This window comes from Sphingopyxis sp. PAMC25046 (assembly GCF_004795895.1).
Taxonomy (GTDB): Bacteria; Pseudomonadota; Alphaproteobacteria; order Sphingomonadales; family Sphingomonadaceae; genus Sphingopyxis.
Genome location: NZ_CP039250.1, coordinates 2,069,200 through 2,083,182 on the forward strand (window position 1 = coordinate 2,069,200; position 13,983 = coordinate 2,083,182).

The following is a 13,983-nucleotide window of genomic DNA, read 5'->3' on the forward strand; positions in this document are numbered from 1 at the left end:
GGCGGGGGTATTCATGGGATTGTTCAACCGGATCTTTGCCGGGCAAAAGATCGACGAATGGGCGTCCGATTACACTCTCGTCGCTGCGAGAACGCTCAATCAGGTTGTGGCGGATCTGATCGTGTCTGCCGAAGATGAGATCGCCAAGGTCGGCCTGAAAGACGGGCTGTTCAGCCAGGCCACCTTCATCCAGGAGCGTATCGCGCCAATGGTGCGATCCGTGGCGGAACCCGTCGCCATCGAGATCCTCGACGAGGCGAACACGGCCCTCCTTGAACTGGTTGAGGAGCAGGCCGTATGGGTGCGGGGGCCAGAGCATGCGGAGGAACCGGAAGGTGTCTTCGAGGGGTCAAGGGATGTTGCCGCAGCCGCGGTTCCGTTGGCCGCGGGGGTGGCTACCGCTGCTGCCCTTCCATTCGCAGCCGTGACGACCACGACGGCCTGGCTCGGGCTGGTGACCACCACAGCTATAAGTTGGCCGGTGGTGCTGGGCGGCGGTGCCCTTGCCGGATTGGGTCTTGCTACCGGCGTGTTCAACACAGCTAAGATACGCGATCGCACGTTGGTCCGTCTGCGAAAGCGGGGGCGAGGGTTCATCGTCGCCTCGCTGATCGACGGAAGCGAACAGTCTCCTGCAATCCTGCAGCAACTCGCGACCGAATTTAACCGAGCCGCCAAGCGGGCGAAGTCCCTATGATTGGCTCGCTTGCGAACACGCTGCTGCGCGAGATTCCCGGTCACCTTCTGACCGGCGTTGCCTCGGGCGAATACCGCGTCTCGGGCTCCATCATCCAGTCCGTCACCTCGGGAAGGATCGTCGGTCATTTGCAAGAGACCTCGGCGCTCTCTTCGTTGCTGAGTTCCGGCCCCCTGGGGTTGCCCCAGTTGGCGCTCGAGGCCGTGAGCGTCGTCCAGAACGAACAGATCAAAGCTGCGGTCGCGGTGGTCCAGTCGCTCCAGGTCGCCAACCTCGCATTGAGCGGCATATCGATTGGGGTGTCGATTGCGGGAACCGCCCTGCTTGCCCGCCGGATCGCGCGCGTTGAGCAGAAGGTCGATGCCATCCTTCCCGGACTAGCAGCGATTGCACGAGGGATTGAGGGTTTGCGAACCGAGCGAATTGCGGAAGATTTTACACGGCTTCGCACTCTGGCCGACCAGGTCGAGGAAGCATGGCTTCCATCCGCCACCCACACCGAATGGACGGCTATTGCCCGCGATTCCCATTTTCTCGCAGACAGCTTCGAACGCCGTGCCCGTGACCTTGACGATGCCAGTGATCGTCTTTGTGGCGAACCCTTCGTGGATGCCTATGCATTGGCTTCGGGACTGCGCATTACCGCGAGGTTGGCCGCAGGCCAGGATGACATGGCGCGTCAGGCCGCTACGGCTCGTACCCACACGCTTCTGGCGCTTGGCGAGCCCGTGCGCCTTGGCCGGTTGGTTCTCGCAGCTTCGCCAGACAATGACCTGGCGGCAACGCCGCAGTGGCAAGAGCGAATGGATCAGCGAACCGAAGACTTTCGCACGATCGTCAAATCAGCGCGCGAACGCGAACTCGCCGCGGCCGCCAGCGCGGAGACGCTGGAAGAATTGGCAAGGCAGGAGATCTCCGGACGCGACTGGCTGGAAGCCTCGCGATCCGAGGACAGCAGCCCTCTGCTATTCCTGCCGGTTGGGCCCTTCGAACTGCAAGGGGAAACGCCGTGACCCAGAGGATGGCCAAGCTCGATCGCACGCTGAAGCTCGTTCATATGCTGTGCGACAGCGGCGAAGGCCTGACCCTGGACGAGATGGCTGCCGGGCTCGGGGTTACCAGGCGAACCGCCGAGCGCCTGCGCGACGTGATCACGCTTCATTTCGATGTCGTCGAGGACAGCGATGGACGAACCAAACGGTTTCGCATTCGAGACGCGCTGAGGCGGGTGTACACGCGCCCCACGGCTGCCGAGATCGCGGCACTCCAGGCTGAAGCCGACGCTCGCAATCGCGAGATGGCACCTCAGGCAGCACTGCTCTCCAGCCTGCTCGACAAGACAAAAGCTGCATTGGATGATCGCGAGAAGCGAAGGGTCGATCCGGATCTGGAAGCCTTGATCCGCCTTCAGCGCAGCAGGGTTCCCGCCGGGCCGGCCGTCGTCGCCGACCCGGAAAATCTGGCCGCTATCCAGGGCGCCATCATGGCAGGGCAATGTGTGGAATTCGATTATCGCGCTGACGGGGCTGATATCTCACGATGGCGCCGCGTGATACCCTTTGGCCTTGTGCATGGTCCGATCACATACTTGATCGGCAAAATGCCCGATCGAGATGCCGACCCTGTGCCCTTCCGTCTGGATCGGATGAAAAACGTGCGTGCGGCCAACACGTCGGGACTGCCTCCAGAAGACTGGGACCTCGACCGGTGGCTGTCACAAAGCTTTGGCATCTGGCGGGAGGAAGATCACGCAGTCGTGTTGCGCGTACTCCCATCCTCCGTCGAACGCGCACGGCAATGGCGCTTCCATCCCGCTCAGGAGCTGGAAGAAACGGCTGAGGGTTTAACCGTAAGGTTCAGGGCTGGCGGCCTCCGAGAAATTGCCGAGCATCTTTTTACATGGGGCGGGGAGGTTGTGATTGAAGGCCCCGACGCGCTCCAAGCGGTTATGCGGGAGCGACTGGAGGCGGCCAGCGCATGCTTACGACCGCTTTTGACGCAGCACGATGTTAGGGCAGGGACATGAGAAAACCCGATTCTGTTTCTGCGCTCGCTGATTTTGGCCGTGTTCGGTTGTCGAAGTCGTTCTTCATGCGCGATTTCCTGTTCTCCGACATTGCAGCGGTACATGGCCTGAGCAACGTGCCCGACGACCCTGATCTGGCGATCGCCGCGGGAAGCAGGCTTTGCGAGGAACTGCTCGAGCCGTTGCAGGATAGGTTTGGCCGCATCGCCATTCGTTCCGCGTTTCGGTCGTGCGAAGTGAACGGGCTGGGCAACGAGTTGCAGGCCGCAGGGAAGAGCGGGTACAATTGTGCTTCTAACGAAGCCAATTTTGCCGGGCACATTTGGGATCGACGCGATGCCAAAGGCCGGATGGGTGCCACGGCGTGCGTCGTCGTTCCAGCATTTTGGGACGCATTCCAGGCAGAGGGGGATTGGCGCAAGCTTGCCTGGTGGATCCACGATCACCTGCCCTATTCGAGCCTCTATTTCTTCCCGAAGTTCTGGGCCGTGAACATCGCCTGGTGCGAGGAGCCGGAGCGACGGATCGACAGCTATACCTATCCCAAGGGCTGTTTGACCAAGGTGGGCATGCCGAACAATTCCGGATCACACGAGCAGGATTGGGCTGGCATCGAGGCAGCAATGGCCCGCGGATTTGCGTGAAGGGCACCGGGCATGATGATTCCAGGTCAGCTGATCACCGCCGTCGATATGGCCATCGCGAGCGGAATCGATCCCAAGCGCTTTCGCGCAGCCCTTAGAGCTGCGGGCCTCGGCTGGCATCCGCACAACGGGCGTTGGGAGGTCGTGAGAGGAAGCGATCAGCACCATGACATGGAAAGGGTCATGGCCCGGCTGGGCGGAGGAGGCTCCCCCATCCGGTCAACGTCAAAGGCGGCCCAAGAGGTTTCCCGGACAGCAATCAGCGACGAGCATTATGTGCTCGATCTCTGCGATGCGGTTCTCGGACTGAAGGCCGTCCGCCAGCATTGCTTTCCGTTTCTGACCGGAGATCCTGATCGGCGTGGTTACCGGAAGCCTTTGCCTGTCGACGGCTTTTACCCGGCTCTCAGCCTTGTCGTGGAATATCATGAGCGCCAGCATCGCGAACGCGTAGGATTTTTCGACGACAAGCCGACGGTTTCCGGTGTGCCTCGGGGCGAGCAGCGCCGACGATATGATGAGCGTCGCGCCGATTTGCTGCCGAAGCATGGCTATAGGCTAATCGTTCTCGAGGTGGATGAATTTGCCCATGACAGAGCCAAGCGCCTGCTCAGGCATTCCAACGACAAAGAGATCGTAAGCAGACGCCTTCAGGACTTCAGGACACAGGTCGGCTCAAGTTCAGTTTTATCTGCTGATTAATGCAAAATGAGGCATGGTGCGTAAATGGCTACTGAACCACGTGCCCCCAGACTTGCCGTGTTGATTGATGCGGACAATGCCTCTTCGCGAATCGCCCCCCGTCTCTTTGAAGAGATTGCGAAAATCGGCGAAGCTAGCGTACGGCGCATTTACGGCGATTTTTCGGGAACCAGGCTGAAGTCCTGGGCCGACGTCCTCGCGCCACATGCCATCAAGGCACATCAGAACTTTGCGTACACCAGCGGCAAAAATGCCTCGGACATAGCCTTGGTCATTGACGCGATGGACCTGCTGCACACCGGCAGGTTCGATGGCTTTTGCCTCGTTTCTTCCGACAGCGACTTCACCGGTCTGGCATCGCGCATTCGCGAGCAGGGCGTCGATGTCTATGGATTCGGGGAACAGAAGACCCCCGAAAGCTTCCGCCAAGCCTGCCACAGGTTCATCTATTCGGAAAACCTGCTGCCGGAGGCACCAACGCCGGATGAGCCGGAACGACCTGATACGCGCCCCGCGAGTGTCAAAAAGTCGCCGACTGCTGCGGCACCATTGATCCGGACTGCGATTTCGCAGTTGGACGATGAGGCAGGTTGGGTTCCCCTCGGCCGAGTTGGCCAGCGCCTGGCTGCGCTCGCGTCTGATTTCGATCCAAGAACGTATGGCCAAAGCAAACTCAGCGATCTGGTTGAAAAGGCCGGAGGGTTTGAGTCGCGCAGGACCGACGCCGGCCACCTCCAAATTCGCGTGCTCCCGAATGCCAAGGCGAAGACGGCCAAGGCAAAGGAATCTAAACCTGCATGACCGAAGAGCTACCCGAACTCTCGCTTTCCCAGATCACCGATGGCGGCTTCGTTCACACCGGTAGGTGGGACTTGAATGCCGAAGGGATGCTGATTTTCGCGGGCAATGCGCCGAAGCATCCAGGTGTCTACATTTTCGTGCAGGCCGGAAGGGCCCGGTATGTCGGCGTCGCGTCGAGAAGCCTCGCGCAGCGGCTTTATATGTACAGCCGCCCTGGCATTAGCCAGCGAACCAATATTCGCCTGAACGTGGCTCTCCGCGACGAGCTCGCAGTCGGCAGCATCGTCGATGTCTATGTGGCGAACCCGCCCGACCTCGAATGGAATGGGTGGAAAGTGTCTGGCGCGGAAGGTCTCGAAGCCGCGATCATTCGCAGCTTCCGATTGCCCTGGAATCGGCGAGGGACGATTCCAACGCAGATGTCCTCGGCATTGACGGGACGCCCACCGACCAATTCGGCCGAAAGCGCGGCCCCCTCCGGATCCGCGGTTCCCGACCAAAGAACGACAACCGCCGACCGCATTCGCGACTATGCCGAGAGCCGGTTCTTCGGTCCGGCCCGGGATGCTGGTCGGTCCATTGTTGAAATCTCAGCACGGGAAATTCACGATGCGCTCGGGCTGCGCAACGCGTTTCCGTCGGTTTGCCAAGCACTCAGCGGGAGAAAGATCGCTGAACTATGCCGGGTGAACCTCACTCGACGAATTGGCCCCAGCAACAGCTCGACGACTGCCTATGTTTACGAATTGCTCGAATAAGATGGCCTGTGCCTCCCAAAGCACATGGACTCCGCCGCTCGCGTCGTCTCGCTGATCTCGCCGGGGGCTACAGTGGCGCTGCGATGTATCGACACTCATTCGGGCAAGAGCATTCATGCGTTCGAATTTGCGCCACAGGACTGGCAATCGCTTGCCGCCCAAAATGCGCGCGAACGGCATCTCCGCGCACCTTGCTGTCAGGCCGAGATAATACTCAGGCGTTCCAAGCTCGGCACCCAGCACTTCGTGCACAGGTTTCGCGGCGCCTGCACGAGCGCGCCGGAAAGCGAAGACCATCGCCAAGTGAAGCGTGTGATTGTCGAGGCGGCGAGAGCCAATGGTTGGCATGCAGAGGCTGAATTCGACGGGCTGAGCAGCGAGAGTGAGCCCTGGAGGGCCGACGTGCTGCTGACCAAGGGGGCTGTTCGCATCGCGATCGAGGTGCAATGGTCGAAGCAGAGCCAAGAGGAGACGGCTCGCCGACAGTCCCGCTACGCTTCGTCCGGTGTTCGCGGTCTCTGGCTTTTCAGGCAAGCGCGTTTTGACGCATCCAAGGACATTCCCGCTGTTCGGATCGGCGGCAACCCTCTCGATGGCTACGATGTCTTCATTCCGACCGGCGCCGGTGAGCAGGCTCTGCCACTCTCATCATTCATTTCTGCTGCCTTGAACCGACGGTATCAATTTGGCCTTCCGCTCAGCGCGCCGGCGGACGTTGAGGTCCGGTGCGGCAATCTGGATTGCTGGAAGTGCGGGGCCGAGACACTGATCGTCACCGGACTCGATATCAGCATTGGCCCCCATAGGCTTTCGGCGACCATTCCCGATCTCGGCAATTGCCCTGATCTCGTGCGGAGGACCTTGCAGGCGATCCCTGCACAAGCATCGCTTGGCCGTATCATGCACCGCAACAGCCGAGATGCTGGATCTCGTTACCTGAGCAACGGATGCGCCCACTGTGGCGCTCTGATCGGCGCTCACTACGAGTATCAGGCCTGGGACCATCAGGATGTCGTGGCGAGGTTCCCCACCGTTGTCGATGAACGGATGCGGCAATTGGCGATCGACCTCGGCGACGAACCGGGATGGGGTGTCCATAGGGAGAGGGTCACCAACCGGGAGCTATCCCCTTTCGATCGCGTGTGATCGCGATTTGCAGATCTGAGCTACGACCGCTTCTGACGGATGGCCGAAGTATGAGGCGATGATGACTGAACTGTTTCTCCCGGGCGTCCCGGCTGACCTGGTCCGACTGTCATTGGATAGGGCGGGTGGTAACGAATTCGCCTCCGGTAAATTCGCCAGTCCCGAAAGCAGCGCCGCATTGGCGGCGAATGGGTTTGGCTGGTTCATCGAGAGGCCAAGCCTGCTTCCTGCTTTCCCAGGGCTCGATGACATAAGATGGCCAGCCGTCTCGGTCGAGATTGAACGCCAGATGCGCTTTCCATGGCAGGGCGGTCGTCACCCTTGGCTTGATGCAGCCATTGTGACCGAGACCCATCTCATCGGGGTGGAATCCAAACGATACGAGCCATTTCGTGACACGAAGCAAGCCGTTCTGGCTCAAGCGTATGATCGCGATGTTTGGGGCGAGGCTATGGAGCCTTGGCTGGCCATGCGCGATGCCTTGCGAAAGGATCCGTTCGCCTATCGCTATCTTGATGCAGCGCAGCTCGTTAAGCACGCTTTTGGGCTCTCGACCGAAGCCAGGCGTGTCAGTCGAGCGCCGGTCTTGTTGTATCTCTACGCCGAGCCATCGCGTGTGGCTGCCTCCGCTTGTTCAGACCATCGCGCGGAAATCGAAGTCTTCTCTGCCGCAGTGCGCGACGCACGTGTTCGCTTTGCTGCGACGAGTTGGGCCGACTGGCTGGCTCGCTTCGCTGCGCCAGCCGTGTCCCCATCGGTTACGGCGCATGCCGAAGCTCTGCGTCTCAAATTTCAGCCATAGATCGGCGAACCAAGTCGCCCCCTGGTGCCAAGATCTGTGTTCGAGCTGATGCAGCTCTTCCTGCCCCCGCGACGCCAGACAGGTGGGTCATTTCGAGGCCACGATTCTCCTGCGGAGCCGCAACCGAAAAAATACTCGACAGCTGGCGGTGCTACCTAGGCTGCTACCTAGTACGACGACGTATCGTCTCGACCCAAATTCCAGGCCGCGTAAGTTATTGATATAATGTAGGAAAGTGGTGGACGCACTAGGGCTCGAACCTAGGACCCGCTGATTAAGAGCAGTCTTTCGTCCCAATGCGTTGGAACTGGTCTACTTGCGTCGATCTCAAAAGTGCAGATACTTTTCTCCATTGCGAACGGCCGCGCGCAAACCTGCCACTTCCGGTACGATATCGGATAGATAGTAGCGCCCGGCGGAAAGTTTGAGCGATCGAAAGCTGCTGTCAAAACGGGCGTCATGGTCCAACGCCGTGATCTGTCGCTCGATTAGCCAGCCGCATGTCATGACGGAAACCATCGTCAAATATGGGGAACTGGCCGCAAGCCTGTCGGAAATGCTGGCCGCTAGCAAATGATCAGTCAGTTGGTCGACGTTGGAGACGAGGTCAAGAACTTCCGGACTTCTTGCCTCGGCCCTGACGTCCGCGATTAAACTGCGTATGCCCTCTCCGTGATCGTTCATCAGCTTTCGCCCGACTAGATCGGCCGCCTGAATGCCGTTAGTCCCCTCGTAAATCGGCGCGATGCGTGCATCGCGATAGTGCTGGGCAGCCCCGGTTTCCTCGATAAAGCCCATACCGCCGTGAACCTGGATGCCGAGACTTGCGACCTGACAGCCAATATCGGTCGCGTGCGATTTGGCCAGCGGGGTCAGCAGGTCGAGCCGTTTCTGCGCGCCATCAAGGCCTAAATGAGCCCGATCGATCTCCGCTGCGGCGGCATAGACCAGCGCGCGAATGGCCTGGGTCTGGGAAGTCATCCGCATCAGCATTCGGCGGACATCCGGATGTTCGATGATCGCGACAGGGCCGCGCCCCGAATCGCTTGCCAACGACGACTGGGTGCGTTCCCGGGCATAGGCGAAGGCCTGCTGGGTGGCGCGCTCGGCAATCTCGACGCCCTGCAGGCCGACGTTCAGACGGGCATTGTTCATCATGGTGAACATCGCGCGCATGCCTGCGCCTTCGGGGCCGATCAGCCACGCGTCGCATACATCGTTGTCACCAAAGGTCATTACGCAGGTTGGTGAACTGTGGATGCCGAGCTTGTGTTCGATGGACGCGCAGCGCACGTCGTTGCGCGATCCGTCGGGCCTGATCTTGGGAACGAGAAACAGCGAAAGGCCCTTGGTTCCCGACGGGGCATTGGGCGTGCGCGCCAGCACAAGGTGGACAATGTTTTCGGCCAGGTCGTGTTCGCCGAACGTAATGAAGATTTTTGTGCCCTTGACCATCCAGCCCCCGTCAGCTGTCGGGGTAGCCATTGTCCGAACCGCGCCAACATCCGAACCGGCTTGCGGTTCAGTCAAATTCATGGTCCCGGTCCATTCTCCGGTAATCAGTTTAGGCAGGTATTGCTGCTGAAGATCCGGCGAGCCGTGTGCGGCGATCGCTTCGATCGCACCGCCGGTAAGCATCGGGCACAGGTTGAAGCCCATGTTCGCAGTGCCCAGATTTTCGGCCACCGCAAAGCCCAGCACTGCAGGCAGTCCCTGGCCGCCGAATGCCTTTGGCGCGGAAATGCTACCCCAACCGCCTTCGACATACGCACAATATGCGTTCTTGAAGCCGTGCGGCATGGTGACCTCGCCTGCGGTCCATTGGGGCGGTGAGCGATCTCCTGTACGGTTGGTCGGTGCCCAGACGTCCGCGGCAAGTTCTCCCGCGCCTGCGAGGATTGCGCCGACAAGATCGCGATCGAGATCTGAAAAGCGGTCGCTATTCACAAGGTCATCAATGCGGGCGACGTGATCGAGAACAAACCGCTGTTCCGCGATCGGTGGAAAGAAGGTCATGAATTGGTTCCAGTTTGACAATGCATGAGTTCAGAGCTTGCCGGTCAGTTCCGGCACGGCATTGAACAGGTCGGCGACCAGGCCGATGTCGGCAACCTGGAAGATTGGTGCGTCCTCGTCCTTGTTGATGGCGATGATGGTCTTGGAGTCCTTCATGCCGGCAAGGTGCTGGATCGCGCCCGAGATGCCGACCGCGATGTAGACTTCGGGGGCGACGATCTTGCCGGTCTGGCCGACCTGGTAGTCGTTGGGCACATAGCCCGCGTCAACCGCCGCGCGGCTGGCGCCGACACCGGCGCCCAGCTTGTCGGCGAGCGGGAAGATCGTGGCCTTGAAGGTGTCCGCATCCTTGAGGGCGCGGCCACCCGAGACGATGATCTTGGCGCTGGTCAGTTCCGGACGCTCGCTCTTGGCGATTTCGCTGCCGACAAAGCTGCTGGTACCGGCATCGCCGGGGCCGGACACGGTCTCAACCGTTCCCGAACCGCCGCTGGTCGCGGCCTTGGCAAAAGCGGTACCGCGCACGGTGATGACCAGCTTGGCATCGCTCGATTCGACCGTGGCGATGGCATTGCCGGCATAGATCGGGCGGGTGAAGGTCTTGGGCCCTTCGACCGACAGGATGTCCGAAATCTGCATCACGTCAAGCAGCGCGGCGACGCGCGGGGCGATGTTCTTGCCGGTGGTCGTGGCAGGCACGACGAAGGCATCGTGGTGCCCCATTAGATCCGCAACCAGCGGCGCGACGTTTTCGGCCAGCGCATTGGCATAGGCGGCATCGTCGGCCAGGTGGACCTTGCCCACACCGGCGATCTGCGCGGCCTGATCGGCCACGGCCTTGCAGCCCGATCCGGCGACCAGCAGGTGCACTTCACCCAGCGCCGCAGCGGCGGTGACGGCCGCCAGGGTAGCATCCTTGACCGAGGCGTTGTCGTGTTCGACCCAAACGAGAGTTTTCATCTCAAGCTACTCCCATTTCCTTGAGCTTGGCAACGAGGGCATCCACGTCGGCCACCTTGATCCCGGCACTGCGCACCGGTGGTTCGCTGACCTTCAGCGTCTTGAGGCCCGGCGCGATGTCCACCCCGTAGTCAGCCGGCGCCTTGGTGGCGAGCGGCTTGGACTTGGCCTTCATGATGTTGGGCAGAGAGGCATAGCGCGGCTCATTGAGGCGCAGGTCGGTGGTGACCACCGCCGGCAGCGCCAGCTTGACCGTTTCCAGACCGCCATCGACTTCGCGCTTGACCGTCACGTGATCGCCATCGACCGTCACTTCGCCCGCGAAAGTGCCCTGCGGGCGGCCCATCAGCGCAGCGACCATCTGGCCAACCTGGTTGCTGTCATCGTCGATCGCCTGCTTGCCGGTGATGATCAGGCCGGGTGCTTCCTCATCGGCGACGCCCTTGACGATCTTGGCGACCGCCAGCGGCTCAACCTCGACTCCGTCGTCGACCTGGACGAGCACCGCGCGGTCCGCGCCCATCGCCAGCGCGGTGCGCAGCGTTTCCTGGGCCTTGGCCGGACCGACGCTGAGCGCGACGATTTCGGTGACCACGCCCTTTTCCTTGAGGCGGATCGCTTCTTCGACGGCGATTTCGTCGAACGGGTTCATGCTCATTTTCACGTTCGCCAGATCGACGCCGCTACCGTCGGCCTTGACCCGCGGCTTCACGTTATAGTCGATCACGCGCTTTACGCAGACCAGGGCTTTCATCGAGTGGTCCTTCCTCTCGGGGGAATGGCCGGTTTAGCCGTACGCTTAAATTCAGCGCGGTCGCCATTGCCGCAGCGTTACTAAAGGTGGGAGACAAATGGGCTGAAGGTCAGTAACCCGTAATGCCCTTCACGAAGTCGCGTCGCTCTTCCCAAGGCGTCGCATCGACGTGCCGGGCAACGGCCTCGTCCGATTCCGTGACGAACCAGTGGACCTTGCGCCCCGCCGCTGCCGCCCGGACAGTGTCGGCCACTTGTGAAGGTTGAACGTTCACCCCGAGTATATCGACCGACTTGGCTTTCGAGGATGGATCCAGCACCATGGGCGTCGCGACATATGCCACCATCACATCGCAGACCCAGATGCCGAGCGCTTCGAATTCGATGTTCAGCGCCTCGGTCAGGCCGCGCACGGCGAACTTGCTGGCGGAATAGACGGCTTCTTCGGGAATGCCGTAGATCGCCGAGACCGAGGACATGTTGATGATATGCGGATCATGCCCTCTGCTCAGCCAGGGGATGGCTGCGTGAATGCCGTTGATCACGCCGATCACATTGACGTCGACGATGTCCTTCAAGCGAGTTGGGGTGGCGTCGGCGAAGGCGCGCATTTCAAGGATGCCCGCGCAATTGAAAATCGCATCCAAGCCATCTTGTTCTCCGCAAAAATCGGCGATCGCTTGCCGAAGGGATGGCAGATTGCGCACATCTGCCGGATGAACAGAAGCTCCACTGCCCAGTTCGCGCTGGAGATCGGCAAGGGCCGACAGGTTGCGATCGCACAGGCCGACCCGCCAGCCATCTGCCGCAAAACGTCGTGCGCTCTCGCGCCCGATGCCGGACGCTGCTCCGGTGATGAAAATGGAGCGCAGGATCATGACGGTATCTCCACAACCACGCGACCACGAATCTGGCCGGCAAGGATCGCCGGCGCCAATTCAACAACGTCGGCCAATGGCACTGTTGCAGTCATTGCTGCGAGAAGATCGAGGTCCAATTCGGCTTCAAGTGAGCGCCAGGCTTCTTTCCGGCACGCAAGCGGCGCGTAGACGCTGTCGATGCCGCAAATCGTGATCCCACGCAGCGCCAGAGGATACATCGTCGCGGGCAGTTCCGCGCCCTGTGCGATGCCGGTTGCCGCGACCGTGCCGCCATACTTGAGCGTCGCGCAGACGTTGGCAAGCGTATGGCTGCCAACCGTGTCGACCGCCCCCGTCCAACGTTCCGGTTGCAGCGGAGCGCCCTTTTCGCTGAAGCGCGCGCGATCGACAATCGACGCAGCGCCGAGCTTGTTCAGATATTGTTCTTCCGACGGACGTCCGGTCGACGCCACAACTGTATATCCGCGGCGAGCTAGCAGCGAGATGGCGACACTGCCGACGCCGCCACTGGCGCCGGTGACCAAAACCTCGCCATCCTCCGGACGCACACCTTGCCGCTCCAGTGCCATCACGCACAGCATCGCGGTGTAGCCGGCCGTGCCGATCGCCATGGCCTGGGCCGACGAAAAACGCGCGGGGCAGGCGACCAGCCAATCCCCGTTTAGCCGGCACTTGCCGGCATAGCCGCCCCAGTGCCGTTCGCCGAGCCCCCAGCCGTTGGCGATGACGCGGTCGCCGGGTTCCCAATCGGGATGATCGCTGAACTCCACGATCCCGGCAAGATCGATCCCGGGCACCATCGGAAACGACTGAATGAGCGGGATCGCCCCCGACAGCAATAGACCGTCCTTGTAGTTGAACGTCGATGCCTCGACCCGGACCAGGACATTCCCGGCCGGCAGATCGGCGTCGCTGATGCGGCGCAACGAAGCGGATTGCGCGCCGTCGACACGATCGATCACGAGTGCGGGGAACGTGTCCGTGCTCATGCCGTGTATCCCCCGTCGATGACAAGTTCGGCCCCGGTCATGTAGCTCGAATCGTCCGAGGCGAGAAAAACGGCGGATCGGGCGATTTCGGCCGCTTCGCCGAAGCGGCCGACCGGTATGCGCTGAAGTGTTCTCTCACCGAAGTCGGCGGGGAGATCGGCAAGGGCGTCCTGCACCAGTGCCGTGCCGACATATCCCGGATGCAGGCTATTGATCCGCACCGGGTATCCCGAGCGGGCGCAATGCAGCGCAGCCGACTTGGTCAGCAACCGCACCCCGCCTTTCGATGCATTATAGGCCGGGACGAACGGGTTGCCGACAATGCCTTCGATCGACGAGACATTGATGATCGTGCCGCCGCGTTGTTTCATGGCGCGCACGCCAGCGCGGGTCCCCAGAAACACGGCATCCAGATTGACGGCCATGGTCTTGCGCCAATCAGAAAATGTCTGGTCTTCGATGGTTCCGGTGATGACGATCCCTGCATTGTTTACGATGATGTCGATGCTACCGAACGTGGTCACCACGGTCGCACAGATATCCTCCCATCCCGCTTCCAGCGTCACGTCCTGCACGGCAAAAGCGGCGCGAAGGCCCTCTCCGTGCAGGCCGGCCACAAGATTTGCGCCTTCGTCCGCGCGCAGGTCGGTGACAAAGACATGTGCGCCCTCTCGCGCCATTTCTGTCGCAATGGCCGCGCCAATTCCGCGCGCGGCGCCTGTGACAAGGGCAACTTTGCCCGCGAGCCGGTCAGCCATTGGCGTATTCTCCGGTGTGAAAAGAGGTGGGGTGGCCGTGTCACCACCCC

General features: G+C 61.1%; 15 protein-coding genes. 9 read left to right on the forward strand and 6 right to left on the reverse strand.

Going from position 1 to position 13,983, the window contains the following annotated elements:
- The first annotated feature begins 13 nt into the window (after positions 1–13).
- The 9 genes from E5675_RS09695 to E5675_RS09735 are packed head-to-tail and all read left to right on the forward strand — an operon-like array spanning position 14 to position 7,576.
- Positions 14–697 (forward strand): hypothetical protein, encoded by a 684-nt coding sequence (locus E5675_RS09695; protein ID WP_136174332.1) that lies wholly within the window; start codon positions 14–16, stop codon positions 695–697.
- Entirely contained in the window at positions 694–1,710 is a 1,017-nt protein-coding gene (locus tag E5675_RS09700; RefSeq protein ID WP_007688255.1) for a hypothetical protein, read from the forward strand. The genes E5675_RS09695 and E5675_RS09700 overlap by 4 nt, the downstream gene beginning before the upstream one ends.
- Before the next feature lie 8 nt (positions 1,711–1,718).
- On the forward strand, positions 1,719–2,723 hold the full coding sequence (locus E5675_RS09705; RefSeq protein ID WP_247594855.1) for a WYL domain-containing protein: 1,005 nt from the start codon (positions 1,719–1,721) through the stop codon (positions 2,721–2,723).
- Positions 2,720–3,367, forward strand: a complete 648-nt coding sequence (locus tag E5675_RS09710; protein ID WP_015459207.1) for a hypothetical protein — start codon at positions 2,720–2,722, stop codon at positions 3,365–3,367. The genes E5675_RS09705 and E5675_RS09710 overlap by 4 nt, the downstream gene beginning before the upstream one ends.
- A gap of 12 nt (positions 3,368–3,379) precedes the next feature.
- Positions 3,380–4,069, forward strand: coding sequence for a hypothetical protein (locus tag E5675_RS09715; RefSeq protein ID WP_210727637.1), 690 nt, complete (start codon positions 3,380–3,382; stop codon positions 4,067–4,069).
- Positions 4,070–4,093: 24 nt separating this feature from the next.
- On the forward strand, positions 4,094–4,870 hold the full coding sequence (locus tag E5675_RS09720; RefSeq protein WP_136174334.1) for an NYN domain-containing protein: 777 nt from the start codon (positions 4,094–4,096) through the stop codon (positions 4,868–4,870).
- Positions 4,867–5,628 carry a GIY-YIG nuclease family protein gene (locus tag E5675_RS09725; protein WP_136174335.1) on the forward strand — a complete coding sequence of 254 codons (762 nt, stop codon included), beginning with the start codon at positions 4,867–4,869 and terminating at the stop codon, positions 5,626–5,628. The genes E5675_RS09720 and E5675_RS09725 overlap by 4 nt, the downstream gene beginning before the upstream one ends.
- Before the next feature lie 24 nt (positions 5,629–5,652).
- Positions 5,653–6,774 (forward strand): competence protein CoiA family protein, encoded by a 1,122-nt coding sequence (locus E5675_RS09730; protein ID WP_247594856.1) that lies wholly within the window; start codon positions 5,653–5,655, stop codon positions 6,772–6,774.
- 58 nt (positions 6,775–6,832) lie between these two features.
- Entirely contained in the window at positions 6,833–7,576 is a 744-nt protein-coding gene (locus tag E5675_RS09735; protein WP_136174336.1) for a hypothetical protein, read from the forward strand.
- Positions 7,577–7,903: 327 nt separating this feature from the next.
- Here E5675_RS09735 and E5675_RS09740 read toward each other — a convergent pair whose 3' ends face one another.
- The 6 genes from E5675_RS09740 to E5675_RS09765 all read right to left on the reverse strand — a co-directional run bounded on the left by E5675_RS09740 (position 7,904) and on the right by E5675_RS09765 (position 13,933).
- On the reverse strand, positions 7,904–9,592 hold the full coding sequence (locus E5675_RS09740; RefSeq protein WP_136174337.1) for an acyl-CoA dehydrogenase: 1,689 nt from the start codon (positions 9,590–9,592) through the stop codon (positions 7,904–7,906).
- 30 nt (positions 9,593–9,622) lie between these two features.
- Positions 9,623–10,552 (reverse strand): electron transfer flavoprotein subunit alpha/FixB family protein, encoded by a 930-nt coding sequence (locus E5675_RS09745; RefSeq protein WP_136174338.1) that lies wholly within the window; start codon positions 10,550–10,552, stop codon positions 9,623–9,625.
- Between the two features lies 1 nt (position 10,553).
- On the reverse strand, positions 10,554–11,306 hold the full coding sequence (locus E5675_RS09750) for an electron transfer flavoprotein subunit beta/FixA family protein (protein WP_136174339.1): 753 nt from the start codon (positions 11,304–11,306) through the stop codon (positions 10,554–10,556).
- 109 nt (positions 11,307–11,415) lie between these two features.
- The gene (locus E5675_RS09755; protein WP_136174340.1) at positions 11,416–12,183 is read right to left on the reverse strand and encodes an SDR family oxidoreductase; all 768 of its coding nucleotides are present in this window, start codon (positions 12,181–12,183) and stop codon (positions 11,416–11,418) included.
- Positions 12,180–13,175 carry an MDR family oxidoreductase gene (locus E5675_RS09760; RefSeq protein WP_136174341.1) on the reverse strand — a complete coding sequence of 332 codons (996 nt, stop codon included), beginning with the start codon at positions 13,173–13,175 and terminating at the stop codon, positions 12,180–12,182. The genes E5675_RS09755 and E5675_RS09760 overlap by 4 nt, the downstream gene beginning before the upstream one ends.
- Positions 13,172–13,933 (reverse strand): glucose 1-dehydrogenase, encoded by a 762-nt coding sequence (locus tag E5675_RS09765; RefSeq protein WP_136174342.1) that lies wholly within the window; start codon positions 13,931–13,933, stop codon positions 13,172–13,174. The genes E5675_RS09760 and E5675_RS09765 overlap by 4 nt, the downstream gene beginning before the upstream one ends.
- Between the last annotated feature and the right edge of the window lie 50 nt (positions 13,934–13,983).

Excerpts from the sequence above, each read along its gene's own strand:
- E5675_RS09695 (WP_136174332.1), top strand. The coding sequence starts at position 14 with ATGGGATTGTTCAACCGGATCTTTGCCGGGCAAAAGATCGACGAATGG.
- E5675_RS09700 (WP_007688255.1), top strand. The coding sequence starts at position 694 with ATGATTGGCTCGCTTGCGAACACGCTGCTGCGCGAGATTCCCGGTCAC.
- E5675_RS09705 (WP_247594855.1), top strand. The coding sequence starts at position 1,719 with ATGGCCAAGCTCGATCGCACGCTGAAGCTCGTTCATATGCTGTGCGAC.
- E5675_RS09710 (WP_015459207.1), top strand. The coding sequence starts at position 2,720 with ATGAGAAAACCCGATTCTGTTTCTGCGCTCGCTGATTTTGGCCGTGTT.
- E5675_RS09715 (WP_210727637.1), top strand. The coding sequence starts at position 3,380 with ATGATGATTCCAGGTCAGCTGATCACCGCCGTCGATATGGCCATCGCG.
- E5675_RS09720 (WP_136174334.1), top strand. The coding sequence starts at position 4,094 with ATGGCTACTGAACCACGTGCCCCCAGACTTGCCGTGTTGATTGATGCG.
- E5675_RS09725 (WP_136174335.1), top strand. The coding sequence starts at position 4,867 with ATGACCGAAGAGCTACCCGAACTCTCGCTTTCCCAGATCACCGATGGC.
- E5675_RS09730 (WP_247594856.1), top strand. The coding sequence starts at position 5,653 with ATGGACTCCGCCGCTCGCGTCGTCTCGCTGATCTCGCCGGGGGCTACA.
- E5675_RS09735 (WP_136174336.1), top strand. The coding sequence starts at position 6,833 with ATGATGACTGAACTGTTTCTCCCGGGCGTCCCGGCTGACCTGGTCCGA.
- E5675_RS09740 (WP_136174337.1), bottom strand. The coding sequence starts at position 9,592 with ATGACCTTCTTTCCACCGATCGCGGAACAGCGGTTTGTTCTCGATCAC.
- E5675_RS09745 (WP_136174338.1), bottom strand. The coding sequence starts at position 10,552 with ATGAAAACTCTCGTTTGGGTCGAACACGACAACGCCTCGGTCAAGGAT.
- E5675_RS09750 (WP_136174339.1), bottom strand. The coding sequence starts at position 11,306 with ATGAAAGCCCTGGTCTGCGTAAAGCGCGTGATCGACTATAACGTGAAG.
- E5675_RS09755 (WP_136174340.1), bottom strand. The coding sequence starts at position 12,183 with ATGATCCTGCGCTCCATTTTCATCACCGGAGCAGCGTCCGGCATCGGG.
- E5675_RS09760 (WP_136174341.1), bottom strand. The coding sequence starts at position 13,175 with ATGAGCACGGACACGTTCCCCGCACTCGTGATCGATCGTGTCGACGGC.
- E5675_RS09765 (WP_136174342.1), bottom strand. The coding sequence starts at position 13,933 with ATGGCTGACCGGCTCGCGGGCAAAGTTGCCCTTGTCACAGGCGCCGCG.